The organism is Rhodococcus wratislaviensis (genome assembly GCF_900455735.1).
GTDB classification, from domain to species: Bacteria; Actinomycetota; Actinomycetes; order Mycobacteriales; family Mycobacteriaceae; genus Rhodococcus_F; species Rhodococcus_F wratislaviensis.
In genome coordinates, this window is record NZ_UAUI01000001.1 from 537243 (window position 1) to 561940 (window position 24698).

At 64.4% G+C, this 24698-nt stretch carries 19 protein-coding genes and 1 pseudogene; 7 read left to right on the forward strand and 13 right to left on the reverse strand.

Annotated elements, in window-relative coordinates; all coding sequences use genetic code 11:
- Positions 1-33: 33 nt before the first annotated feature.
- Positions 34-1218, reverse strand: a complete 1185-nt coding sequence (locus DTA22_RS02490; protein ID WP_037231758.1) for an acyl-CoA dehydrogenase family protein — start codon at positions 1216-1218, stop codon at positions 34-36.
- Positions 1219-1669: 451 nt separating this feature from the next.
- On the opposite strand from DTA22_RS02490, the gene DTA22_RS02495 reads away from it, so the two are divergent.
- Positions 1670-3313, forward strand: a complete 1644-nt coding sequence (locus DTA22_RS02495; protein ID WP_112298398.1) for an AMP-binding protein — start codon at positions 1670-1672, stop codon at positions 3311-3313.
- Between the two features lie 59 nt (positions 3314-3372).
- Here DTA22_RS02495 and DTA22_RS02500 read toward each other — a convergent pair whose 3' ends face one another.
- Positions 3373-4599: a CaiB/BaiF CoA transferase family protein gene (locus tag DTA22_RS02500; RefSeq protein ID WP_409372687.1), complete on the reverse strand. Its 1227-nt coding sequence runs from the start codon at positions 4597-4599 to the stop codon at positions 3373-3375.
- 427 nt (positions 4600-5026) lie between these two features.
- Between DTA22_RS02500 and DTA22_RS02505 the strand changes: the two genes are divergently transcribed.
- From DTA22_RS02505 to DTA22_RS02520, 4 genes are read left to right on the forward strand one after another with little or no spacing between them, the layout of a single operon-like run.
- Entirely contained in the window at positions 5027-6688 is a 1662-nt protein-coding gene (locus DTA22_RS02505; protein ID WP_218027694.1) for a class I adenylate-forming enzyme family protein, read from the forward strand.
- Positions 6689-6694: 6 nt separating this feature from the next.
- Complete coding sequence (locus DTA22_RS02510) at positions 6695-7861, forward strand: thiolase family protein (RefSeq protein ID WP_037231752.1); 1167 nt, start codon at positions 6695-6697, stop codon at positions 7859-7861.
- 57 nt (positions 7862-7918) lie between these two features.
- Positions 7919-9643 carry a class I adenylate-forming enzyme family protein gene (locus DTA22_RS02515; RefSeq protein ID WP_112298401.1) on the forward strand — a complete coding sequence of 575 codons (1725 nt, stop codon included), beginning with the start codon at positions 7919-7921 and terminating at the stop codon, positions 9641-9643.
- Positions 9644-9693: 50 nt separating this feature from the next.
- On the forward strand, positions 9694-10851 hold the full coding sequence (locus tag DTA22_RS02520) for an acyl-CoA dehydrogenase family protein (RefSeq protein ID WP_037231750.1): 1158 nt from the start codon (positions 9694-9696) through the stop codon (positions 10849-10851).
- 84 nt (positions 10852-10935) lie between these two features.
- Here DTA22_RS02520 and DTA22_RS02525 read toward each other — a convergent pair whose 3' ends face one another.
- Positions 10936-11742 (reverse strand): SDR family NAD(P)-dependent oxidoreductase, encoded by an 807-nt coding sequence (locus tag DTA22_RS02525; RefSeq protein ID WP_037231748.1) that lies wholly within the window; start codon positions 11740-11742, stop codon positions 10936-10938.
- A 430-nt stretch (positions 11743-12172) separates the two neighbouring features.
- Here DTA22_RS02525 and DTA22_RS02530 point away from each other — a divergent pair, with 430 nt between their 5' ends.
- Positions 12173-13588 (forward strand): TetR/AcrR family transcriptional regulator, encoded by a 1416-nt coding sequence (locus DTA22_RS02530; RefSeq protein ID WP_081792340.1) that lies wholly within the window; start codon positions 12173-12175, stop codon positions 13586-13588.
- A gap of 51 nt (positions 13589-13639) precedes the next feature.
- Here the strand turns inward: DTA22_RS02530 and DTA22_RS02535 are convergent, their stop codons facing one another.
- The 9 genes and pseudogenes from DTA22_RS02535 to DTA22_RS02575 form a co-directional block, all read right to left on the reverse strand.
- The gene (locus DTA22_RS02535; protein ID WP_218027695.1) at positions 13640-14701 is read right to left on the reverse strand and encodes an MBL fold metallo-hydrolase; all 1062 of its coding nucleotides are present in this window, start codon (positions 14699-14701) and stop codon (positions 13640-13642) included.
- Positions 14698-15582 carry a thioesterase family protein gene (locus DTA22_RS02540; protein WP_181910936.1) on the reverse strand — a complete coding sequence of 295 codons (885 nt, stop codon included), beginning with the start codon at positions 15580-15582 and terminating at the stop codon, positions 14698-14700. Before DTA22_RS02540 ends, DTA22_RS02535 begins: the two co-directional genes overlap by 4 nt.
- 24 nt (positions 15583-15606) lie before the next feature.
- Entirely contained in the window at positions 15607-16746 is a 1140-nt protein-coding gene (locus DTA22_RS02545; protein ID WP_112298403.1) for an acyl-CoA dehydrogenase family protein, read from the reverse strand.
- Between the two features lie 127 nt (positions 16747-16873).
- Positions 16874-17302, reverse strand: a complete 429-nt coding sequence (locus DTA22_RS02550; protein ID WP_037231744.1) for a MaoC/PaaZ C-terminal domain-containing protein — start codon at positions 17300-17302, stop codon at positions 16874-16876.
- Position 17303: 1 nt separating this feature from the next.
- A complete protein-coding gene (locus tag DTA22_RS02555; protein ID WP_037231742.1) occupies positions 17304-17723 on the reverse strand; it encodes an FAS1-like dehydratase domain-containing protein in 420 nt (139 codons plus the stop codon).
- An 18-nt stretch (positions 17724-17741) separates the two neighbouring features.
- The gene (locus DTA22_RS02560; protein ID WP_112298404.1) at positions 17742-18620 is read right to left on the reverse strand and encodes an SDR family NAD(P)-dependent oxidoreductase; all 879 of its coding nucleotides are present in this window, start codon (positions 18618-18620) and stop codon (positions 17742-17744) included.
- Between the two features lie 3 nt (positions 18621-18623).
- Entirely contained in the window at positions 18624-19811 is a 1188-nt protein-coding gene (locus DTA22_RS02565) for a lipid-transfer protein (protein WP_037231741.1), read from the reverse strand.
- 61 nt (positions 19812-19872) lie between these two features.
- Positions 19873-21126 carry an acyl-CoA dehydrogenase family protein gene (locus DTA22_RS02570; RefSeq protein WP_112298405.1) on the reverse strand — a complete coding sequence of 418 codons (1254 nt, stop codon included), beginning with the start codon at positions 21124-21126 and terminating at the stop codon, positions 19873-19875.
- Positions 21127-21857: 731 nt separating this feature from the next.
- Positions 21858-22553: pseudogene (locus tag DTA22_RS02575) on the reverse strand (nitrilase-related carbon-nitrogen hydrolase).
- 28 nt (positions 22554-22581) lie between these two features.
- On the opposite strand from DTA22_RS02575, the gene DTA22_RS02580 reads away from it, so the two are divergent.
- Positions 22582-23253 carry a GntR family transcriptional regulator gene (locus DTA22_RS02580; RefSeq protein WP_037231740.1) on the forward strand — a complete coding sequence of 224 codons (672 nt, stop codon included), beginning with the start codon at positions 22582-22584 and terminating at the stop codon, positions 23251-23253.
- Here DTA22_RS02580 and DTA22_RS02585 read toward each other — a convergent pair.
- Entirely contained in the window at positions 23225-24595 is a 1371-nt protein-coding gene (locus DTA22_RS02585; protein WP_037231739.1) for an MFS transporter, read from the reverse strand. The two genes, DTA22_RS02580 and DTA22_RS02585, sit on opposite strands and share 29 nt — an antisense overlap.
- Positions 24596-24698: the final 103 nt, after the last annotated feature.

Here is a 24698-nt window from a genome sequence, read left to right on the forward strand (position 1 = left end):
TCAGTTTGACGCACCTTCGGCTGCGCTTGCCGACTAGCGCCCGAGTAGTGCGTCGGAGATGATCTTGAGTTGAATTTCGGATGTGCCCTCGAAGATCTTGGTGAGCCGCGCGTCGCGCCAATAGCGTTCGACAGCAAAGTCGGTGGTGTATCCGGCACCACCGTGGATTTGTATTCCTTCACTGGTGACCCGCTCGGCCATCTCGGTCGCGAACTGTTTCACCATCGACGCCTTCACACTGGTGCGTTGGCCCGCGTCGACCTCGGCGCATGTTTGGTACATCAGCGCGCGGGCAGCTTCGATCTGCGTGGCCATGTCGGCGATTTTGAAGCGGATCACCTGCTTGTCGGCGATCGGTTTACCGAACTGCACCCGCTGGCGGGCATAGTCGATCGAGTCCTCGAGCGCGCCCCGTGCCAGGCCGATGGCTCTGGCTGCAGTGTGGATTCGAGCGATGTCCAGGTCACTCATGGCTATCGCGAATCCCTTGCCTTCCTCACCCAGCATCATGCCGGGTGCGACGTAGGCGTTGTCGAAGGACAGTTCCCAGGTCTTCCAACCGTGGTAGCCGATCTTTCGCACCGGGTTTCCGGTTACTCCTTCGGGCAATGCACCGCGTGGCTTCGGCATCAGGAAGCAGCTGATGCCGTCGGAGCGACGCTTGGGGTCGGTGCCGAGCGGGCCGGTCCGGGCGAACACCTGGAGGTAGTCCGATCCGTCTGCGAACGTGCACCACATCTTCTGGCCGGAGATCCGCCAGCCGTCGGCGTCGCGCTCTGCTCGGCAACGCATGTTGGCGACATCCGATCCGGCATCTGCCTCGGACAGTGCAAATGCGCTGAGGAAGTCCCCCGTGGCCATGAGCGGGAGGTACTTCGCACGCTGCTCGTCATCGAAACCCTGGGTGAACTGCTGGCCACGAGCGATGATGCTGGCCACGCTCATCCACCCGCGGGCGAGTTCCTCCACAACGATCGCGTACTCGAATACACCCATTCCGAGGCCGCCGTATTCCTCTGGGATCAGAATCCCGAAGAATCCCAAGTCGGCCATCTTGCGACGCAACGCTGCCGGAATTTCCCCGGCGACAGGGTCTAGTTCGTTGGCGACTGGGAGGACCTCCTTCGCGACGAACTCTCTGGCCAGTGCCTGAATGGCCAGTCGGTCCTCGGTCAGGTATGTGGCCCGTCGTCCCGCCGTGTCCGTGTCGGTACTCACCGCTACTACTCCTCTGTCTACCTAGCTTTGTCTGCCTGGATGATGTGTCGCGATCCGCACACGGGTGTCGAGTGGCGTGTCGGTTCGTGTCGGATAGGGATGCCATGTACATGCTCGGCGCAACCCCCTGAACCCTCAGCTCCGAACGATTCTTCACTTTTCCCGCTCACAGTGTCGCGTGTCAAGCGTCACACCGCGAAATACTCACATCACCCGAAGAATCTGCCGCCAGGCCCGCACGTACTCGCAGACAGGCCGATCACGCAGAGGACCAGCCCGACACTCGCGGAAATGCAGTCGACCGGAGACCTTGCCTGCACCGACCCATGCCGCGTGGGGTAACACGTCCGCTCTCCCACGACGCTCGTCGGCACCCCCACGAGCGAAAGATGCAACACTTTAGTTCCAATTGATTCTTTACTTATTGTCGAACGCGGGTCAGTATGAACCCATGAATCTGAGTATCTGGCAGATATTCCGCGCACTCGCGGACGCCCACCCCCAGCTCGAAGCCGTGATCGATCACCAGCGAAGATTTACGTATCGCGACCTCGGGGAGCGAGCCACGCGACTGGCCAACGTACTGACCGAACACGGTCTCGGAACCCGTGTTCCTCGGTCCGAGCTGAACCCGTGGGAACTCGGCCAAGACACCGTGGCCCTGTTAATGCACAACGGCGTCGAGTACGCCGAGAGCCTGTTGGCCGCGTCCGCCTCCCGAGTGGCTTCGATGAACGTCAACTACGCGTACACGCCGGCCGAAATGGAGTACGTGCTCAACGACGGCGGCGCGGCCGCCGTCGTCTACCACGCCCGCCTTGCTCCGGTGCTTGCGGAAGTGCTTCCGCGACTACGGAGAGAACCTCTGCTGATTCAGGTGGCCGACGACTCGCACACGCCCCTCCTTCCGGGGGCACTGGATTACGAAGAAACACTGTCGGACTCGTCGACAAGACTGCGCGCAACCGAACACTGCGGCGACGACATCCAGATGATCTACACCGGCGGGACCACCGGAATGCCCAAAGCCGTGTTGTGGCGCCAGGACGATGTGTGGTCGGCCTGCCTCGCCCGGGGCGATCACCGATACGGGACCACGATCGACGAACTGGTGGCCTACGTCGGCTCGCGCGAGCGGGGCAAGATCGTGGTGTGCGTTCCTATGATGCATGGATCCGGCGCATTCCAGACCTTCAGTGGCCTGGTCTACGGCGACACCCTCGTCTACACCGGCGAACAGGGACACTTCCGGGCCGACGATGTTCTGGACACGATCGCACGCGAACGCGTAACGAGCCTGCTGATGATCGGCGAAGCCTACGCCAAACCGCTCGTCGCCGAACTCGCCACAGGACGCCACGACATCTCCAGCCTGCGCCTGGTGCTCTCAGGTGGTGCACCAATCACCCAACGAAGCAAGCAGGCGCTGACCGCCGCACTGAAGCCCGCCGCATTCATCGAATTGATGGCGGCGTCCGAAACGGGGAGCGCACTCGAACGGCACGATGCAACCGGAGCAGACCTCCCCAACGGCGTCTTCCGGCCTCGCCGGGGCGCCGGGGTATCCGTCCTCGATGTGACCCGCACCCACAAGCTCGAGGCGGGGCACAGCGAACCCGGATACCTCGCCAAGGCAGGCTCGCTGCCGCTGGGTTACCTGGGCGACCAAGCCAAGACCGAGGCAACGTTCACGACCCTCGACGGGCAGCGCTATTCCGTTCCCGGCGATCTGGCACGGCTACGCGCCGACGGACTTGTCGAGTTGTTGGGTCGAGATTCGGCAACCATCAACACCGGCGGCGAGAAAGTTTTCGCCGAAGAAGTCGAGGAGGCCCTGACTATGCATCCCTCCGTGGCGGACGCCGCGGTCGCGGGCAGGCCGAGTGAGCGCTGGGGCCAGGAGGTGACCGCGATAGTCGAGATCGCCGCCGGAATCGAGATCACCGACGAGGAAATCAAAGCCTCCGCTGCCGAATCCATCGCCCGATACAAGCTGCCGAAGAAGATCATTCGCGTCGACAGGGTGCAACGCACAGCGAATGGCAAGATCGATCGGCCGTGGGCAAAGAAGGTTGCCGCCGACGGCCTGCTCTGACACAGACAGCCACGACTGGCCGGGAACCTCGTTCCCGGCCAGTCATTTTCGTGGAACGGTCAGCCCGCAACGCAGCGGATCACGTGCTGTTCGGTCAGTTCGTCGACTTCGGTCTCGGACAGCCCGAGCTCGGACAGCACCTCGCGGGTATGGGCGCCCAGTCGTACTGCCCCGGCAGGCTCGGCGGCCGGTGTGCCCAGAAACCTCGGCACGGGGGCCGGCTGCAGCATCCCGTCGGAAGCCCTGACGAAGGTTCCACGCTCCATGTTGTGCGGATGAGCGGCCGCTTCGGCAATGCTGAGGACCGGGCTGATGCAGGTCTCGGCGCCGTCGAAGACCGTCATCCACTCGTCACGGCAACGCGCTGCAAAGACCTCGGCGATTCGCGCCGTCATCGCCGGCCATGCCGCGTGGTTCATCTGGTCGGCCAGCAACGGTTCATTCGCCAGCCCCAGCCCGGCCAACAACGCCGAGTAGAATTGCGGTTCCTGACATCCGACCGCGACATAGCCGTCGTCGGCGCATCGATAGACCCCATACCAAGGTGCGTTGCCGGCAACGAAATTCGCTGTGTCACGGCCGTCCACCCAGCGGCCGAAGCTCAGCTCCCCGAATATTCCGGCCAGCTGTGACACCGCGCCGTCGACCATCGCCGCATCCACCACTTGCCCGACACCGGTCGCGCGCGCCGACAGCAAGGCCGCGGTCAGACCGTAGGCCAGCATCATCCCTCCCCCGCCCATGTCTCCTACCAGGTTCAACGGGATGATGGGCGGCCCTCCCGCCGTACCGGTGTTGTGGAGGACTCCACTCAACGCCAAGTAATTCACATCGTGCCCAGGTACCTGAGCGAACGGGCCGTCCTGTCCCCAGCCCGTCATCCTGCCGTACACCAGCGCGGAATTGGCCGCGCACAAAGCGGTGGGCCCGACGCCGAGCCGTTCGGCGACGCCCGGGCGGAAACCTTCGATCACTGCGTCCGCATCGACGGCCATCCTTCGGACGAGATCCACGCCCGCAGCAGTCTTCATGTCGACGGTCACCGATCGCTTGTTCCGGTGCAGTACGGGGAACGGTGTGCGCCGACCGGTGAGCTGAGGAGGATCGAGCCGGATGACATCCGCGCCTTGATCCGCGAGGAGCATTCCACAGTACGGAGCCGGGCCGATTCCTCCGAGTTCCACTATCCGCAGACCGGCCAGAGGTCCGGTTGATCTCTTCGGTATCACAGCAAGCACCTCAACTTCTCCGACGGGGTACACGCGTGGGCCAGGGTGGGCAACCACGCGGGGGCGTAATAGGAAGCGGACTGCTTCACGTAAGTCGTCGCCCATGGCGGTCGTTGCTCGGACTACACCGCCAGACCGTGACACTACACCCGATTGCTTTTATACATCCATCGCCGACTCTCGTCTTTCAAGAGCATCAACTCGAAGATCACTCGGATCGATTGGCAAAACGAATCTTTACAAGAGTTGGTCAGATACCTAGGATTGCGCAGTAAGGAACCCGACACTGGCGCGAGTGGGACGCACACCCCTGTAACGCAACGAGCACACGTTGCGTTTGTCCCGTCCCGAAGCGACGGCCAATGCCGTTGGCGAACGTCGATGACGCTACGCAAGCCCTTCACTGCGCGGGTCTCATCGACAACCCGCGCTCTCGCCACGAGGGCAGAGGAAAGGTAGCTTTTCGATGACAGAGGTCACGACGATGAACTTGCCTCGTTCACTGACTTACCCGCATGTAGGCGTCGACGCGGCCGTCGACGCCGCCGGCCGCGCCTACGGCGATCGCATCGCCTTGCGCGACGGAGCCGAGACACTGACCTTCGCCGAACTCGCCGATCGGGTCCGGCGCGTTGCCGGCGGACTGCGCGAGCGCGGGATCGGCACCGGCGACATTGTCATGATCCACCTGCCCAACTCGATCTGGCACGAGGTCGCCTACTTCGGCATCCTCGCCGCCGGGGCCGCCGCAGCGCCGGTCAACCCGGCGCAGCCCCCCATCGCCCTCCGGCAACAGATGGCGGACCTGCGGGTAACCGCGGCAGTCACCGGGTCCAGCTGCGGAACACGACTGGCCGACGCCGGGACCGAGGACCTGCGACTGATCGTCCACATCGGTCCCGCCAGCCCCGGCCTCACTCCATCCCATCTCGTCGACTTCACCGAACTTCTTGCCGCACAGCCGATCATCGAGAAATTGACGACGCCGGACACACTCGCTCACCTGCAGCTCACGGGTGGCACGACCGGACGCTCCAAAGGGGTCCGGGTCCTGCATCGCAACATTCTTGCGCACGCCGTTCAGCAGGCGGCATGGCGAGCCGGCCATCAGGTCCGGATAGACAACTCCGAAGATCTCACACTCGAACCGCTGGCGTCCGCCGACGACTTCCCCCTCCATCCCGGCAGGGACGTGCAGGTATCCACCGCACCGATGTTCCACGGGCTGGCAATGGTGAGCCTGGTTCTGAACATCCTCTGCGGCACGACAACGGTCCTTTTCGGGCGGTTCCAGGCCTCGGCATACCTCGCCGCCGTTGAGGAGCATCGAGCCACGTACATGACCGGCGCACCCGCGTTCTACCACGCTCTTCTGGCCGCCCCCGACCTCGAATCATACGACCTGAGTTCGGTCCGGCTGGCGTACGGCGGTGGCGCCCCGATGGACAGCAACACCCTGACCCGGCTTCGCCGGGCACTGCCCTGCGCCGTCGTCGCCGAGGGCTACGGGTTGAGCGAAGCAACCGGCAGCCTCGCCTCGATGCGGTTGACGCGTCCCTCCGAGAACCCCAAGGGCACGGTGGGCACGCCAACCCCCGACACTGTCCTGCAGATCCGCTCGGAGGACGGCCGAACACTGCTCGAACCCGGCGAGATCGGTGAAATCTGGGCGCGGGGACCGCAAATCACAGACGGCTACCATGGCGACCCTCAACTGACTGCGAAGCAGTTCGACGGCGGCTGGCTGCGCACCGGAGACCTCGGCCACCTCGATGACAAGGGCTTTCTGTTCCTTGCCGGCCGGGCCAAGGACATGATCATCTACAAGGGCTACAACGTCTACCCACAACACTTGGAAGAAGTTCTGGCCGACCATCCGGACGTCGCCGAAGTATCGGTGGTCGGCACCGCCGTCGAAGGGGTCGGTGAGACCCCCGTGGCTTTCGTCGTCGTCCGCGCCGGCGCCGAACACCGCAAGACGCTGCTCACCGAGTTGCTGGCACATGTTTCCGAACGGGTAGCGCCCTACCAACGAATCCACGCGGTGCACGTGGTCGATGCGATGCCGCTCTCGGCTACCGGAAAAGTGCTCAAGGCTGCATTGAGGGAACTTCTGCCAGAACAAATCAACGAGATCAGGAGCTGAAGACACATGCGGGATGCAGTCATTGTGGACGCGGTTCGGACCGCAGTCGGTAAGCGGGGTGGGTCGCTGGCCCGGACACACTCGGCCTCGCTGGCCGCTCATGTCCTGGTCGCGCTGGCCGACCGCACAGGTCTGGAACCGGCTCTTGTCGACGATGTGGTCTGGGGCTGCGGCAGCGCAGTGGGAATGCAGGCCGGCTGTATCGCCCGCGGTGCGGTCCTCGCGGCGGGCTGGCCCGAATCCGTCCCGGGTGTGACGGTGGACCGCCAATGCGGTTCGTCGCAGCAGGCCGTGCACCAGGCCGCCGCGGGCGTCGTGTCCGGGCAGTACGACATCGCGGTCGCCGGCGGAGTGGAAGTCATGAGTGCCGTCCCGCTCGGAGCCAACCGGCTGGACGGGAGCTGCGGTGAACCATACGGTCCGGATGTGTGGAACCGCTATGACGGCGTTCGGTTCCATCAGGGCGTGGGAGCCCAAATGATCGCCGATGAGTACGGCATCACGCGCACCGAGATGGACCAGCATGGATTCGACTCGCATGCCCGTGCCGCCGCAGCCCAGGACGAGGGGCGCTTCGTTGGACAGATTGCTCCGATCAAGGTGACCGGCGAGGACGAGCGCGTGTACGTTTTCGACACCGACGAGGGTGTACGTCGCAGCACCACGATGGAGGCCTTGGCCCGGCTCGGACCCGCCTTCGGTGAGGGTGGCACCATCACGGCTGGAAATGCCTCGCAGATCTCCGACGGCGCCGCAGCTCTACTCATCACGACCAGCGAGCTGGCCCGGGCGTACGGCTGGACCCCGATGGCCCGGATCCACACAGCTGTGGTCGCCGGCACCGACCCTGTCACGATGCTCAAGGGTCCGATCCCTGCCACCGCCAAGGCACTACGCCGCTCCGGTCTGAGCCTTCGAGATATCGGCGTCTACGAGATCAACGAGGCTTTCGCCTCGGTGTCCCTCGCCTGGACCCGGGCAACGGGGGCAGACTACGCACGTATGAACCCCCTGGGCGGAGCGATGGCCATCGGACATCCGATCGGAGGCTCGGGTGCGCGCATCATGACGACCATGGTCCATCACATGCACGACAACGGAATCCGTTACGGATTGCAGTCGATGTGCGAGGGCGGCGGGATGGCGAACGCCACGATTCTCGAACTTCTCTGACCCGCCGGAGCAGGACAGACACCAACACAAGGGGCGCTGGCCCACAAGGGAGAACCAATGACCGTCGTCTGGCCGAAGGGCATGCCCCACCATCTCGACTATCCGAGAGTGGGGATGGACGCGATTCTCGCGGGCGCGGCCCGCTCCTTCCCCGATCGGATCGCCTTGCGCGACGGAGACGACACGCTCACCTATGCCGAACTGCACGACGCGGCGCTCCGCGTGGCCGGCGGACTGCGAGCCCGTGGAATCGCACCCGGTGATGCCGTCGCCCTGCACCTACCGAACTCGATGTGGTTCATCGTCGCGTACTACGGGGTTCTGTGTTCGGGTGCCGCAGTGGCACCTCTCAGCACTGCTCAGCCCGCGACGGTACTGAAGCAGCAGTTGACGGACAGCGACGTCAAGGCTGTCTTCATCCATCCCAGCACCTGGTCGGTGTTCGGTGGGAACACCGCTCCGGAGTCGGTGCAGTTCTTCGTCGGGGTTCCCGGCACTGCCGTTGCCCCTGTTCCCGCTGAGCAGGGGTCCCCCGAACCGGCGCTGCCAGGCAGCCTGGTCGCCCTCGAGGACTTGCTCGGCACCGATCCGTTGCTCGGCTACCATGCCGATCCCGAACTGGTGGCACACCTGCAATTGACCGGTGGCACGACGGGGCTGCCGAAAGCCGTCCGTGTATTGCACCGGAACCTGGTCGCCAACACACTGCAGATCGGGTGCTGGAAGTCGGCCGCGCTCCCGGATTTGGACGAGGCGGGCAGGATCCGACTGCGCAGTGTGCCCAACGCCCAGACCAGGTACACACTCGAACCGGGACAGAGCGCGACGCTCGCAATCGCCCCGTTCTTTCACAGCCTCGGTTTGGTGGGCTACAACGTCCATGTTCTGCTCGGCACCACTGTGGTCCTTTCCGGACGCTTCGACCCGGACTGGGTGCTCGATGCCTTCGGTCGCTTCGGGATCAATTCCATCGGAGGCTCGCCAACGATGTTCTATGCGCTGCTGCACAGCCCGGTGATGGCGAAGGCGGACCTGTCCTCCGTGCGGTTGCTTTCGTCCGGGGCCGGGCCGATCGATACCGAATCCCAGAACCGTCTGCGTACAGCTTTTCCGAACGCGCTCATCGCGGACGCCTACGGATTGAGCGAGGCGACCGCACTCGTGACGACCACCCCGCTCGGCGAAAACGCATCGCTCGTGCCAAAGGGCAGTATCGGTGTTCCAGTGTTCGATACCGAAGTCGAGATCCGGGCCGAGGACCGGCGCACCGTTCTCGCCCAGGGCGAGACGGGCGAGCTGTGGGTACGCGGACCGCAGATCACAGACGGATATGATCGCCGGCCCGACCTTACCGCCGAACAGTTCGTAGACGGCTGGCTACGCACCGGTGACCTGGGGAGCGTCGACGAGAGCGGTTGCATTTCGCTCGCCGGACGCGCGAAGGACATGCTGGTCTACAAGGGCTACAACGTCTACCCGCAACCGCTCGAGGAAATCCTCTGCTCGCACCCCGCAATCGCCCAGGCCGCGGTGGTCGGCAAGAAGGATCCCGCAGCCGGCCAGGTGCCCGTGGGATTCGTGGTGCTGCAACCGCCCTACGATGACGCAATCCATTGTAGCCAAACCTTTCTCGACGATCTGATGGCCTTTGTCGCAGCCAGGGTTGCGCCATACCAGAAAGTCCGTGAGATCTACGTGGTCGATTCCCTTCCCTCGACTCCGACCGGGAAGATCCTCAAGACCAAGCTCCGTGACCGTCTCGAGTGCAACAGCGGCAGCTGACCGCTTGCCCCTCACACACCCATCCCGTACGCACAACAAGGAAATGCCCGATGCAGCGAACGCTCTTCACCGAAGATCACCATGCCTTCCGCGAATCAATTCGCGGTTTCCTCGCCAAGGAGGTCGTTCCGTACTACGCCCAGTGGGAGCGGGACGGAATGGTACCCAGAGATCTGTATCGCAAGCTCGGTGACATCGGATACTTCGGCATCGCAGTCCCCGAGCAGTACGGCGGTGCTGGAATCAGCTCGTACAAGTACCAGGCCGTCGTCGCCGAGGAAGTATCCCGGGTGGGAGTCAGCCTCGGCGCGGCCGGCGCTCATCTTCTACTCGGCCTCCCCTACCTCCTCGAGTTCGGCACCGACGAACAACGTCGACGGTGGATGCCCGGATTCATGTCCGGCGACATCATGACGGCCCTTGCAATGACCGAACCCGGGGCAGGTTCCGATCTCGCCGGAATCCGCACCAACGCAACCCTGTCCGCTGACGGTTCCCACTACGTCGTCAACGGCGCGAAAACCTTCATCAGCGGCGGCGCCCAGGCTGACCTGATCATTGTCGTCTGCCGCACATCCCCGGCGGCTGCCGACGATCGGCGTGCGGGACTGTCTCTGCTGTGCGTCGACACCAAGAGTGAGGGTTTCGAGGTCGGTCGCACCCTCGACAAGATCGGTATGCGCACATCCGACACCGCCGAACTGTCGTTCACGGACGTCACCGTCCCCGCGGAGAACCTCCTCGGGGAGGAGGGCATGGCGTTCAGCTACCTCACTCACAACCTCGTCCAGGAGCGGCTGGGTTGCGGATACACAAGCTTCGCCCAAGCCGCGGCGGCAATCGCCTTCACCACCCACTATGTTCAGGAGCGCAAGGTGTTCGGCAAGCTACTGTCAAGTTTCCAGAACACCAAGTTCGTCCTCGCCGAATGTGCCGCCGAAGTCGAAGCCGCCCAAGCGATGGTGGACAAGGCAGTGGAGCTCTTCGACGCACACGCGCTCGGCGCGGCAGACGCCGCGAAGGTGAAACTGTTCTGCACCGAGGTCGCCGGACGGGTGATCGACAAGTGCCTGCAACTGCACGGCGGCTACGGCTACATCCTCGAGTACCCCATCGCCCGCCTCTACACCGACACCCGCGTCAGCCGAATCTTCGCCGGCTCGAACGAAGTCATGAAGACGATCATCGCCAAGGACATGTACCTCTAGACCGAGTGAGGACCCAAGTCCGTCACATACAGGTGTCGCCCCCGACCGGCGGTCGGGGGCGACACCTGTATGTGACGCGCCGCGTCAGGCCTTGCCGCCGTTGACGTTCAGGCACTGCCCGGAGACATAGTCTGCGTCCTTCGTGCACAGCATGTAGACGGCGGCGGCGGCTTCCTGCGGAGTCCCGGGCCGCCCAACCGGGATCGTGGCGGCGGCACTGGCAGCGAACTGTTCGCTGACGCCGACCTTGATCTTGCGGCCGTCGATGTCCACGAACGCATCCCCCTGCCCCACGACCGCCTCCGTCATTCGAGTGAGGATCCAACCGAATGCGACAGCATTGACATTCACCTTGTAGCGGCCCCATTCCTTGGCGAGCGTCTTCGTGAGCCCGATGAGCCCGGCCTTTGCCGACGCATAGTTGGCCTGCCCGGCACTGCCGAAGACACCCGACGCCGAGGAGATATTGACCACCTTGCGGTGGTACTCGGTGGGGTTCGAGCGGATGTACGGTTGCGCGGCACGCAGGATCTGGAACGGCGCCCTCAGATGCACATCGAGGATGGCGTCCCACTGCTCGTCGGTCATCTTCTGAATCACGGTGTCCCAGGTGTAGCCCGCATTGTTGACAATGATGTCCAACCCGCCGAAGGCCTCGATCGCGCTGTCGGTGAATCGCGTCGCAAAGCCCTCCTCGGTCACCGACCCGACACAGGCGACGGCGTCGCCGCCGGCCGCCTGGATGTCTGCGACGGTGTCCTTCGCCGGAATCTCGTCGAGGTCGTTGACAACGACCCTCGCTCCCTCGGAGGCGAGTTTCAGGGCGATTTCTCGGCCGATTCCGCGCCCGGATCCGGAGACGATGGCGACTCTGTTGTCGAGGGTTCCCATGGGTGTCTACTTTCCTTGCTCAAACGAGGGATGTGCGATGGTCCGTCCCGGACAGGGGACGCACCCAACCCTATAAGTAAATTGTCGTTAGTTACAATACCCTGGAGGTGCAGCGAGCATTTTTGGCGAAAAATAGTGGTATCGCACCCTTGGCGCACGACACTTGGGTCATGCTGGCGTAAAAGTACGTCTCAAGTAATGTATCGTTAGACTATATCTGCACAGGTGCCACAACCATGAGATTGCACGGGGAACACGCACGACACTCGAACCCACGACAGAACGTTGCTTTACAAACAAAGTCGAAACTCCTAGCCGGACAGCAAGTCACAGATACAACGACCATGGAGCGGCTCGTCTGTATTCGACTGTGTCGCATAAAGAACGGCCCGGCTGGACCAGCCGAGCAGTCACCGACCAGCGCACCCGCATGGTGGTCGAAGTCCGGGACGCTGCTGCCCAACCGAATGACACTTCGAATACTCTGAGACGCGAGGCTGCGTCGAGTCGGCGCAGGGGCCTATATTCAGGTCCGCAGAGCTACAGGAGCGGGAGCAGCATGACGCAGAACAACGGCGACACCTCGACCTCGGGGCCGTCCGGGGCCGGCGCAACGAATCGCGCCCGTCGCCCCAAGGACCGTCGCGCCACGATCGGGCGGGTTGCCGCGGACCTGTTCGCGGAGCACGGCTATGCCGGTACCGGTCTCGCCGACATCGCCGAACATGTCGGCATCACACCGGGTGCCTTGTATCGGCACTTCACCGGCGGCAAAGAGGACATCCTGCGAAGCATCGTGTCCACGTGTATGGACGCCTTCATCGCCGCGATAGGCGAACTCCCCGACCCGCCCGCCGAACACACGCGGACGGAAACGCGATTGAGCAAACCCATCCGAAACGCGGTTTCCCTCGCGCAGTCCCAGTCAGCCCAGGTGGCCATCACCCTACGCGAGTGGCACTCGTTGTCCGACACAGCTCAGCAGGAGCTACGCCAAAAAGAGCGGCACTTGGCGCAACTCTGGGAGGACGCCCTCCGTAACGCCGGTCCCGGTCCCGGCACCTCGCCGACCGAGGCAGCAGTTCGTCGGCGCGCACTCAACGGTGCACTCGCGAATCTCGCCCGGAGCAAGACCTCTCTGGCTCCGACACGGGTGGAGGATCTGTTCACGAATTCGCTGTTAGCCCTTGTCCTCACGCCGATCGACCAACCTCCAGCGTTCGTCGAACCGACTCGACCCTCGGACTGGTTGCCACCCCGGTCACGACGCCAGGAGATCCGCGACACCAGCGCTTCCCTGTTCCGCATGTATGGCTACCACGGGGTGGGCATCGACGACATCGGCAAGGCAGCAGGGATCTCCGGCCCAACCGTGTACGGCACCTACTCGAGCAAAGCCGACATTCTGGTCGACGCATGCGACTACGCCTCCGGAAAGATCGCCTGCGCATTGGATGCGGCATTCGCCTCGGCCCGCTCCGCGGATGAGGCCCTCGTTCACATCGTGCGGGCTTACGCGGAGACCGTCTTCGACAACGCCGACATCATCTCTGTTCTGAATCGGGAGAGCGACGCCCTCCCCGACTCTGACCGAGCGCGGATCAGCAGACACCGTTCGGACTACCGGCAGGTCTGCGTCGCAGTCATCACCCAGGTTCGGCCCGACCTGAACGACGAAGAAGCGAGCATGCTGCTCGGCGCCGTGATCAATGCGATTCAGGAGATCGGACTGATGCGCCGCGGGCGCCCCACCGCCCACACGACCGGCGACCTGGCGTTGAAGTTCCTGCTCGCCGATCGTGCTTCTGACGCCCACCCGCTCGCCGCCTTGCCCGGGGCCAACTGAGGACAGTCCTGCGCGGACAGGGTCGAACGCACGCACCCGGGCGGACGCCGATCACCAGGTGCAGCCTCCGGCCGCTGTGTACCACCGGACCGGCCGCGACGGCAGACCGATCACCTCGCCGCGAGCGCGCAGCATGATCAAGTGAGCGAGCGTCTCACCGAGGGCGAAACGCTGGGAAAGGGGACTGAAGGTCTCCCAGAGCCGGGACCAGGTCAGCACGGAACACAGTTCCCAAGCGGTAGAACCGGGATGAGCACTCACGGCGGCACCGAGCTCGATCAGTCGCTCAGTGTGGTGCAAAGCCAGGAACTGAAGCCTGGAGGCCAGTCCGCGGAAGCGGTACTCGTGCGCGGGCAGGACCTCCTCGATGTCCGCCAGCCTCACCCTTTCGAGTGAACCCAGGTAGTCCGTCAGTGGATCCTCGGCCGCATCAGAATCCATCGCCGCGACCTGCGGCGTGATCCGGGGCAGCACGTGGTCACCGGAGAACAACACCCGCCGGTCCGGCGCATGGAAACAGGAATGCCCGGGGCTGTGCCCCGGGGTCCACACCACCCGCAGCTCCACACCGCCGACCTCGAGGGTTTGGCCGTTCTGGAGAAGCCGATCCGGCACGCCTCGACCGACGAACCGCCCCAGCTGCATCTCACCCGCAGCCGCACGCGCCTGCCCCTCCGGGCAACCGTGGGTGGTCAGCTGTTCCGCCACCCTCCGCTCCCAGGTGCCCCGATCAGTCGGAAGGTTCGCAAGGACCTCGGCGTCCCGGACGTGCATCGCAACCCAGGCGCCGGACACCCCCCGGATGCGTTCCGCGAGTCCATAGTGGTCGGCGTGGTAGTGGGTGACCAGCACCCCCTCGACATCCGCGGGCCGATAGCCGGTGACCGCGATGCCCGCGACCAACGCCTTCCAGGTTTCCTCACTGTCCCAGCCAGCATCCACCAGTACCAACCCGTTGGCAGTCTCATGCGCGTAAACCAGGGTGTAGCGCAACGGGTTGTCGGGAATTGGGACGGGGATGGACCAGAGTCCGTCCTGGACCTGTTCAACCACGGGAAGCAGGTTCGACTGCCACGACTGCCACTGCTGCCGGCCGGTGATCTCGACCGTCACAGCGATTCCGTCCCACGGCTGTGGGCGGGAGCACGACCCGCGACCAGAGCGATCTGACGGGTCTGCGCGACCAGCGTCCCGTCCACGTCGTACACGTCCGCCACTTCGTCGAACCAGCGGCCGGAAAGCAGCCGGCCCGAGACGGACACGGCGAGAGGACCCGGAGCGGGCACGGCCCGCAGATAGGTCGACATCTGCACGGTCGGAGCCCAGCCGGGCAGGCCGAGGTTGTGGACGGAGGGAGGCAGCACGTCCGCCATGAGCAGCGCCGCCAGCACATCCGGTGCGCTGCCGTCCGAGAACTCCACCCACCCACGAAGATGGGCGTCGCCCATGCCGGTCCGGCGGGGAACCGGGTTGCCGCGGGTGGGCGCTGCAGCAGGGTCGTACCGGATGTCAACTCGCTCGACCAGGCCGGTACGACCCGGCTGACGGGCCAACGGCACGCACATCGCGTAGGGCGCGGGCACGGGATCGGGAATCTCGCGCCAGGCCGGAGTGCTGTCAGGGGTGTCCCCGACCACGATCAGCGTGTCGAGCACCACCGCGCCACGCTGCCACAGGCTGGCACGCACCTGTGCGACCTGGCGTCCGGCTTTGAGCACCTCGACGCGGATCTCCACCGGTCCCTCGTCCGGTGCCCGGACGAAGGACCCACTGACCGCATACGGATGGGGGCGACCGGTCACCGCCATCACAGCCCGAGCGGCAATCGACAGCAGAAGGCCTCCGTTGGGTTTACCGCGCGCACTCCACGCCGGATCGACCTGCGCCGCAAATCGTCCCGGACCAATGGACTCGACCGCAGTGGCCTCCAGGAAGGAACTTGCGGGGGCCGCGTCGACGGTATTCGTCTGCGTCCTCGTGAACGAACCGGGCATCTCGGACATCTCCTCGGTCCCGAATCAGGCTGCCGGAATGGGCTTGTCGAGTCCGATGCGCTGCGCCAGCAACTCCCGATGGTAGGCCGGGGTGCCGAGCAGAACCTGCGACGTCTTGGCCCGCTTGAAATACAGGTGCAGGTCGTGCTCCCAGGTGAAACCGATGCCACCGTGGACTTCGATGGATTCGACCGCGGTGTCCCAAAATGCCTGGGAGGCGTAAGCCTGCGCGATGCACGCAGACGACGGCAACTCGTCGGTGTCTTCGACGGCCTGCCACGCAGCATAGTGGGCCGCCGACTTGGCCAACTCGATCTGCGTGAACATGTCTGCGAGTATGTGCTTCACGGCCTGGAACGAACCGATGGCCCGTCCGAACTGGACGCGTTCCTTTGCGTACGCGACGCTCAATTCGAGGCACCGTTCCGCAGCGGCGATCTGCTCAGCGGCCAGCGCGACGGCAGCGGTGTCCAACGTCTCGACGAGACCGCCCTGCGCGCCACCATCCACACCGATGAGCCTGGCTGGGGTGCCGTCGAAGTCCAGTCGGGCCTGCTTGCGAGTGCCATCGAGCGTCGACAGCGCAGTGCGCTCGAGTCCCGCCGCGTCCGCGTCCACAGTGAACAGGCTCAGTCCCCGCTCGGTCCGCGCTACCACCACGATCAGGTCGGCGATAGTCCCGTCGAGCACGAACGTCTTTCGACCGTCGAGCCGATAGCCGCCCTCCCGATCGCGACGTGCACTCATGGTGAGCGCGCGCAGGTCCCAGCTGCCACCCTCCTCCGTCAATGCGAGTGTGGCAATCGTCTGGCCGGATGCGATCCCCGGCAGCAGGTCCTTCTTCGCCGCATCGTCGCCGGAGTTCAGCAGCGCGTATGCCGCCAGCACAACGCTTGCAAAGTACGGGGACGGAAACAGCCCTCTCCCCATCTCCTGAAGGACGATGGTCAACTCGACGAGGCTGAAGCCGGCGCCGCCGTACTCCTCCGGAATGGCCATCGACTGCAGCCCCAGTTGCTCCGCCATCTGTTGCCATACCTCGGGCGCGTAGCCCCCGTCGGTCTCCGCCAGGCGCCGGACCTCGTTCATCGGGGCCTTCTCCTGGAGAAAGCGCCTCACGGTGCTGCGAAGCTCTTCCTGCTCCGCGCTGTAGACCCATTCCATGAATGTCTTCCTCTCACGATTCGTCGTTCGGGCGGGAGTCGGCCCGGGGGTTACGTCCCTGGTACCCGCCAGGGACGTCCACGCTCGTCCGGCACCGTCGGCGGCTACCGAGGGGCGTGCCACAGGGCTACACCAGGACGAACTCAGCGTCCCCTTCGAGTGCGGTCGAACCCGTCTGACGCATGCACCGCAGTTCGACGGTGACCCGGGTCCCGCCGTCCGCGTTGACGACGTCGGTCACGGTCGCCGAACACGTCAGCTCGTCACCGGGCCAAACCTGGTCGGCGAAGCGCACCTTGAAGCGCCGCAACTGCTCGACCCCCATCCAGTCGGTGAGGTACGTCGCCAGCAGTCCGGCCTGCAACATTCCAACCGAGAACACCGAGGGGAAACCAGTTGCCTTCGCGAATAATTCGTCGTGGTGCAGAGGATGGAAGTCACCCGAGGCACCCTGATACCTGACGAAGTCGGTCCGCGTCAGCGGGGCATATGTCTTCGGTTCGGCCTTGTCGCCGACCTTCAGTTCGATCTTTCCGGAATCGGTGGTAATGGTCATTTCAGCCCTCGACCTTCTTCGGTGCCTTCTCGGTTTCGACCAGGGTGCTGCGTGCCTCGGCGACCAATGCGCCTTGCTCGTCGCGGAACTCGGTGACGACAACACCGAACCGCATGCTGCCACCGCGCTTCCCCGGCTTCTCGTAGGTCTCGGTGACCTTCGCCTCGCAGGTGAGAACCTGCCCCGCCCGCGGAAGCGGACCGTGGAAGATGTACTCCTCCTCACCGTGAAGGATCCGTCGCATGTCGAAACCCAACTTGGCAATGCCGGACTCGGCAACCGGCTCCCACAATGTGCGCGAACTGACGAGGAAGGTCGGGGGGACGACGGGGCTTTCACCCTTGTGCGCTGGGTTCTTGGTCTTCACGGCACGGGAGAACTCGCGGATCTTCCCGAGCTCGATCGGCATGGTATAGCTCATGAGTACTGCTCCTTGGGTTTAGAGGGCGACCTTTTGGCGGTTCACCTTGACTCGGGTCGGCCAGACGGCGAGCTCGGTGGCGAGCTCACCCACCGTCCATCGCGACTCACGGTCGAGTTCGTGGGCGATGTGCCAGCCCTGGTAGAGGCCGACATGCCCACCGTGCACCGAGAACACCTGTCCGGTGAACGGGCAGTCCGCCGTTGCCAGGTAGCCGACCAGCGGTGCGACGTTTGTGGGATCGAAGCGGTCGAATCCGTTGGCCGCGGCCGCGTTGGCTATGGCCTCACCGAGCCCCGGGGTGGCGAGGACCGGTGCAGTACCGGCAACGGGCGCAATTGCGTTGGCGCGCACCCCGAACCGTTTGAGTTCGATAGCGGCAGAGATCACCATCATGGCGGTCCCGGCCTTCGCAGCCGAGTAGTTGAACTGGCCGGCGTTACCGTGCAGACCGGCGCCGGAAGTGGTGTTGACGATCGACCGGTCAGCCTCCTGCCCTGCCTTCGTCTGCCCCCGCCAATACGTGGCGGCAGCCTTGGTGAGCGCGAAAGCACCCTTCAGATGCACGTCGATGACCGAATCGAACTCCTGCTCGGTCATGTTGACCAACAACGCATCCCGAATGAACCCGGCATTGTTGACGATGATGTGCAGGTCGCCGAACGAATCCACTGCGGCATCGACCATCGCCTTCCCGACCGCGAGGTCGGACACGCTGCCCTCGACTGCGACGGCCTTGCCGCCGGCGGCGATAATTTCGTCGACTACACCCTGCGCGCCGGCAATGTCGTTGACGACCACTCCGGCACCCTCGGCGGCCAGTAGCAGCGCCTCCTCGCGGCCGAGGCCGCCCCCGGCGCCGGTGACGACAGCGACACGTCCATCAAGTGTTTTCATGCTTCAGCCCACTTTCTTGTATACGGCGGCGACACCCGCGCCACCCAGTCCGAGGTTGTGTTGCAAAGCTGCGGTAGCCCCGGTGACCTGCCGTTTGTCGGCTTCACCGCGTAGCTGCCAGGTGAGCTCGGCGCATTGGGCCAGGCCCGTCGCTCCGAGCGGGTGGCCTTTGGAGAGCAGGCCGCCGGACGGGTTCACAACCCACTGGCCGCCGTAGGTGGTGCCGCCGGAGAGAAGAAGGTCGCCGCCCTTGCCCTCTGGGCACAGACCCAGGGCCTCGTACAGCAGGACCTCGGCCGGCGCGAAGCAGTCGTGCAACTCGACTACTTGGACGTTTTCTGGGCCGAGGCCGGACTCCTCGTACACCGCCTCCGCGATTTTCCGGTTCATGTGCCACCCGACGATTGCCTTGTCGGTCCCGTCGAAGGTGTCCGGGGTATCAGTGACCATGTGCATTCCGGCGATTTCGACAGCCTTGTCCCACAGGCCGTGCTGCTCGACGAAGCGCTCACTGGCCACGATCGCGGCCGCGCCGCCATCCGAGGTCGGGCAGCACATCATCCGGGTGAGCGGATCGCTGATCATCGGCGCGGCCAGAATCTCATCGAGCGAACGGGCCGTCCGGAACTGCGACCGCGGGTTGTTCACCGCGTGCGAATAGTTTTTGACCGAAACCTTCGCCCATGTCTCTGCGGGGGTGCCATAGGTCTCGGAATGCTCCTTCGCCGCGTTGGCGAACATTTGGGCGGCGATCGGTGTGGACTGGCGGCCCCGTCGCGTCCACATCGCCTTGATCTGCTTGCGCAACGGGGACGGGCGGTTGGCGAAGGCCATTTGAATTTCGCCGCTGTTCATTTTCTCGAACCCCACCGCCATCACGCAATCGGCTTGCCCGAACTTGACTGCTTCGCGGGCCATGTACAGCCCGGAAACGCCTGAGGCGCAATTGTTGTTCACATTGACGATCGGAATCCCCGTCATCCCGAGCTCGTAGAGTGCTCGGTTGCCGTAGCACGAATCGCCGTGCACGTAGCTGCCGAACGCTCGCTGCACGAGATCGTACGAGATCCCCGCATCATCCAAAGCGGCCTGACCGGCTTCTTTTCCCATCTCCGGGTAGTCCCAGTTCCGGGCCCCGGGCTTCTCGAACTTGGTCATACCGACACCGATGACGAAGGTGCGCTGAGCCATCTTCACTCTCCTACAGATTGTCGAAAGTACTGGAGCTCTCGAGAGCTCACGTGGTTGGTGGTTACGAACGGCCCGTTGCCGACGCCGGTGCCGGCTGTCGCGGTTCACGCGGCAATCCGAGTGCACGCTCGGCAATCGTGTTCTTCTGGATCTCGTCGGTGCCGCCGCCCAGACGGACACCCGGGAACGAGCACACGAACTCGGACCAGGCAAAAGTGCCCCACTCGCCGGTGTCGGCCACCAGAGACGGTCCCAGCATCGTCGTGGCCAGCTCGCTGACCGACTGCATCCATCGGGTCATCGTCAGTTTGGAAATCGACCCCTCCGGCCCAGGAACTCCGGCCTTCGCGTTGGCTGCCGCGCGATGCGACGTCCAAGAACGCATTCTGTTGACGGCGTAGACGTCTGCCAGGGACTGCCGGACCAGTGGGTCCGAATCGAGCCCCTGATGCTGCGCGGTCATCATCATCCGGCCGATCACGTCGGGCCCGGCGCCGCCGCCGCCCTCGGCCGCCGAGGCTCGCTCGAAGCCGAGTGTGGTCATCATGGCTTTCCAGCCGCCACCGACCTCACCGATACGGGCCGTATCCGACACTCGCACACCATCGAAGAAGACCTCGTTGAAGCAGGCACCGCCGGTCATCTGCCGCAGGGGCCGGACGGTCACTCCGGGGGTGTCCATCGGCACCACGAACGCCGTGAACGCTGTCTTGTTGTCCACGTCCTTGGAGGTGCGGCAGATGACATAGCCAAGGTCGGCGAACTGCGCGCCGGAGGTCCACACCTTCTGTCCGTCGAGGATCCAATCGTCTCCGGCACGGTTCGCACGCAGCGCGATCGAACCAAGATCAGAGCCCGCACCAGGCTCGGAGAACAGTTGGCAACAAAGTAGGTCACCCCGACGGAGCTTCGGCAGCCATTGTCTCTTCTGTTCCTCTGTACCGAGCGTCAAGATCGTGGGCGCCTCGATCTCGAGACTGATCGACGCCACGTCTGCGACAGCCGGGATGGCGAAGCTGCGCTCGAGTCGCCGGAAGGCAGACTCGTACGCCCGAGGCAGTCCCGCTCCGCCGTACTCCGGCGGGTAGCTGATCGCGCCGTAGCCTGCGTCGAACTTCGCGCGCTGCCACGCCAGAACGGCATCGATCTGGGCGCGTTCCTCTTCCGGACAACTGTCGCGGAAGAGCGAGACCTTGTCGAGCCCACTTCCCCACACCAGCGCACCACGCGGTGGCCGCGGGTTGACGTTGCTACTCAGCCACTGCCGAGCCCCGTCGAGAAACTCCTCGATCTGGGGCACCTTAAGTTCTCCCATGACAAACGACTTTTCACTTTTTCCGACGGATTGTCAAGGGTCGAACACCGGACCCTCGCAGACAGCGTGCCGCTGGACCATCGATCGGATGCGAGTTTCCTCTCGGAAAGTGGTTCTACACTGGCATTGAGCCGACACGCGGTGATTGAACTCGGCAATTGAACAGCCGCGGACCCGCACGGCGAGCGTGCCGCAAGCACTCTGGAACGGGTATTCACATATTGTGGTGTTTGCTTGCGTGCATCGACGCGTACACGAGGACATCCGTATGCGACGCCCGGAGGATTGGCGATCCTTTGATCGGCTTCGTGACAGCTTTTCGACAGATATCGTCGAAACCACTCCCCCACCCAGGAAACGGCAAAAGCGGCCCCGCACCCATGCCGCCAGATGCCTCGCCGACTCGATACACCGCGATGCCGGCCAAAAACAGTAGGTCAGCTCCCGCGCGAGAGCCGGGTCGATGTCGGCGTGGCACAGCCGCGAGGACACACCGCCCTTCCCAGGGGGCCGAGCGGGAAAGGTCTGGTCCGTCGTCGTTGCGCGTGACTCACCCTGACGGGAGCGCGCGAGTTTGTCCGGTTCCGTCGACGCCGGCGGACCCGCCGCGCCGGCCGCCGACCGGGCGTTCACGACATGCAACGCTACTCACGAGGCCAACCATGGGAGCATGCCGTGCGAGATGGCCTGGCTCATGAACGCCATGCCGGGCAGTGTGCGGGCGGCTGTCGTCAGTGCCGCCTGTTCGCCAGTACCGGAAGGGTCGTGCGAACCTGTGTGACGAGATCCGTATCGATGTCGACGGTGAGGATTCCCGGGCCGGAATCGAGTTGTCCCAGAACATCTCCCGTGGGCGAGAACGATGCCGTGGCCGACGCCCAGTGGCGCCGTGCCGTGGATCTTCTCGCCCGAGGCGGTCGGGTCGGCCTGATCGCTCGCCGCGACGAAGGTGGTGGTGGAGTCGAGTGCCCGCGCCCGAGCGAGGAGCGTCCATTGGTCGACCTTGCCGGGACCTGCGCCCCAGGACGCGGCGACCACGTTCAGGGAGGCTCCGCGATCGGCGAGCGTCTGAAACAGCCCTGGAAAGCGGATGTCGTAGCAGGTGGCGAGGCCGATACCGGTGACAGGGAGTGTGTTGCGCACCCTGCCGTCGTCGGCGGGTGTGAACATTCCGGCGACGACTGTGATCCCTGCTCGGGCGGCGCACTCGCGGACGGCGTCGGCCCAGGGACCGTCCAGAGGCTGCGCGACGTCGGCGAGCGGACCACCGAAGCGTTCATCGCGGCCTCGGGGAACACCACCAGCCGGGAACCTGCCTCGGTGGCCGCCGTCACCCGCTTCTCCACCGTCGCCAAGTTGGCCGCGGGGTCAGTCGAGCTGGGGATCTGGGCGAGACTGATACGGAGCGTCACTGGGATGCTCCTCATTGGACACACTCTGGTGTATACATATTGTATGCAGGAAATAGGTGGGATCGAGGGTTCGGCGACCGAGTTGTCGGGTCGCGAAAAAGCCTATCTGTACGTCAGGGATCAGGTGCTGACGGCGCCGGCGGCCACGGGTTCGTTCCTCAGCGAGCAGGACCTCGCGACGCGGATCGGGGTGTCCCGCACTCCCGTCCGGGAGGCGTTGCTGATGCTCCAGGCGGAGGGCCTCGTCGAGATGGTGCCCAAGCGCGGAGCGCACGTCCCGGCCATGTCGGGGCGGCAGATCGCGGAGTTGATGGAATTGCGCGGCGTGCTCGAACGGCACGCCGCGAGCCGGGCGCTGGGGGCGGGACGGGTGCCGATCGAGGCGATGCGTTCCGCGCTGGCCGAGCAGGAACAGTTCGCGAGCGATCCGAGTGCGGAAGCGGCCCGTGCGTTCATCGACTGGGACGGGCGTTTCCATCAGTTCCTCATCGATTCGGCCGGCAGTGAGCTGCTCTCGCGTACCTACGCCGGACTGCGCGCGCGCCAGCTCCGCGTCGGCATGACGGCCCTCTTCAGCGCGTCCGACCGGCAGCACAAGGTGTGCGCCGAGCACCAGGCCATCATCGACGCGTTCGAAGTCGGCGACGAGGGCCTGGTGCACGAGCAGATCAACAATCACCTCGAGGTTACGCTTCAGATTCTCTTGCGTGCCTAGCGTTCTCGATCGCCAGCAACGCATAGTGCTCGTCCTCGGTGGGATCGGGGTTACGTCCCAATGCGAGGCCGACCAGGGTCACCGCGCCGACGATCAGCACGTAGACGGCGATCGGCACCCAGCTGTCCGTCTCACTCAGCAGGTAGGTGAAGATGAGCGGTGCCATGGCGCCACCGAAGACGCCGGCGATCGTGTAGGCGAGTGAACTGCCCGTCGAGCGCAACGCGACCGTGAACTGTTCGGTCACGAACGCGGCCTGCGGACCGTACATGAACGAGTGGAACCCCAACCCGACAACCACCCCGACGATGAGCAGCGGAAACGAGCCGCCACCGATGACGACGAAGAAGATGGCGCTCCAGGCGACACCGCCGACGGCGGCGACGGCGTAGACCAGACGCCGGTTGATGCGATCCGAGATGGCCCCCGCAAGAGGAATCAGGCCGAGCTGGAATGCGGAGCCGATCAGGATCGCGGTCAGTACCTCGCCGCGATCGAAGCCGAGCTTCCGGGTTCCATACGTGATCGCGAATACCGTGAACAGGGCGTAGATCACGTCGGGCGCGATGCGCGACAAGATGGCAGCAATAAGCGGACGGGTCTGCGTCGTGAACACCTCGCGGATGGGGGCCTCGGCGCGGTCGCCAGATTCTTGCAGTGCCTTGAAGACGGGGGTGTCCTCGAGCTTCAGGCGAATCCACAGACCGAAGCCGACCAACAGGGCGGACAGGAGGAAGGCAAGTCGCCATCCCCAGGACTCGAACTGGGCCTCGGTCATGGAGACGGTGAGTATGGCGAGTACGCCGTTGGCCATCAGGTTTCCGGCGGGAGGACCGATTTGAGCTGCCGACGACCAGAAGCCGCGTTGGCGTGGGTTTCCGTACTCACTCGATAGCAGGACGGCGCCGCCCCATTCGCCACCGACCGCCACACCCTGGGCGAATCGCAACATCACGAGAATGATCGGAGCCGCGACACCGATCCGGTCGTAACCGGGGAGCAGACCGATCGCGAAGGTCGTCACACCGATCAGGAGCAAGGTGATGACGAGCAGTTGCTTGCGTCCGATCACGTCCCCGAGGCGTCCGAAGACGAACCCGCCGATCGGTCTCGCCACGTAGCCGACGGCGTACGTGGAGAACGCCAGCAAGGTCCCCGTCAGGGGATCACTGTCCGGGAAGAAGATCTGGGGGAAGATCAACGCGGCCGCCGCCGAGTAGACCGCGAAGTCGTACCACTCCAGCGCCGTACCCGTGAGACTGGCGGCGAACGCCTTTGCCAGACCCTTCTTGTCGACGGGTGCGGGTCTGTCTGCACCGACGGAGGTGGACTCTCCGATCATGGCAACTCCTTGTGGGTTGGATTCTTGTCCCGTACGACTCGGCCCGTGCTGTGGTTCAGCTCACCGACGCCGTTGTACTAGTCACATACTTGCTGTATACAAG

Coding starts and splice junctions, on each gene's coding strand:
- DTA22_RS02585 (WP_037231739.1), bottom strand. CDS start 24,595: ATGATCGGAGAGTCCACCTCCGTCGGTGCAGACAGACCCGCACCCGTC.
- DTA22_RS02510 (WP_037231752.1), top strand. CDS start 6,695: ATGCGGGATGCAGTCATTGTGGACGCGGTTCGGACCGCAGTCGGTAAG.
- DTA22_RS02515 (WP_112298401.1), top strand. CDS start 7,919: ATGACCGTCGTCTGGCCGAAGGGCATGCCCCACCATCTCGACTATCCG.
- DTA22_RS02570 (WP_112298405.1), bottom strand. CDS start 21,126: ATGGGAGAACTTAAGGTGCCCCAGATCGAGGAGTTTCTCGACGGGGCT.
- DTA22_RS02560 (WP_112298404.1), bottom strand. CDS start 18,620: ATGAAAACACTTGATGGACGTGTCGCTGTCGTCACCGGCGCCGGGGGC.
- DTA22_RS02505 (WP_218027694.1), top strand. CDS start 5,027: ATGAACTTGCCTCGTTCACTGACTTACCCGCATGTAGGCGTCGACGCG.
- DTA22_RS02545 (WP_112298403.1), bottom strand. CDS start 16,746: ATGGAATGGGTCTACAGCGCGGAGCAGGAAGAGCTTCGCAGCACCGTG.
- DTA22_RS02540 (WP_181910936.1), bottom strand. CDS start 15,582: ATGCCCGGTTCGTTCACGAGGACGCAGACGAATACCGTCGACGCGGCC.
- DTA22_RS02565 (WP_037231741.1), bottom strand. CDS start 19,811: ATGGCTCAGCGCACCTTCGTCATCGGTGTCGGTATGACCAAGTTCGAG.
- DTA22_RS02520 (WP_037231750.1), top strand. CDS start 9,694: ATGCAGCGAACGCTCTTCACCGAAGATCACCATGCCTTCCGCGAATCA.
- DTA22_RS02495 (WP_112298398.1), top strand. CDS start 1,670: ATGAATCTGAGTATCTGGCAGATATTCCGCGCACTCGCGGACGCCCAC.
- DTA22_RS02530 (WP_081792340.1), top strand. CDS start 12,173: ATGGTGGTCGAAGTCCGGGACGCTGCTGCCCAACCGAATGACACTTCG.
- DTA22_RS02580 (WP_037231740.1), top strand. CDS start 22,582: ATGCAGGAAATAGGTGGGATCGAGGGTTCGGCGACCGAGTTGTCGGGT.
- DTA22_RS02550 (WP_037231744.1), bottom strand. CDS start 17,302: ATGACCATTACCACCGATTCCGGAAAGATCGAACTGAAGGTCGGCGAC.
- DTA22_RS02555 (WP_037231742.1), bottom strand. CDS start 17,723: ATGAGCTATACCATGCCGATCGAGCTCGGGAAGATCCGCGAGTTCTCC.
- DTA22_RS02525 (WP_037231748.1), bottom strand. CDS start 11,742: ATGGGAACCCTCGACAACAGAGTCGCCATCGTCTCCGGATCCGGGCGC.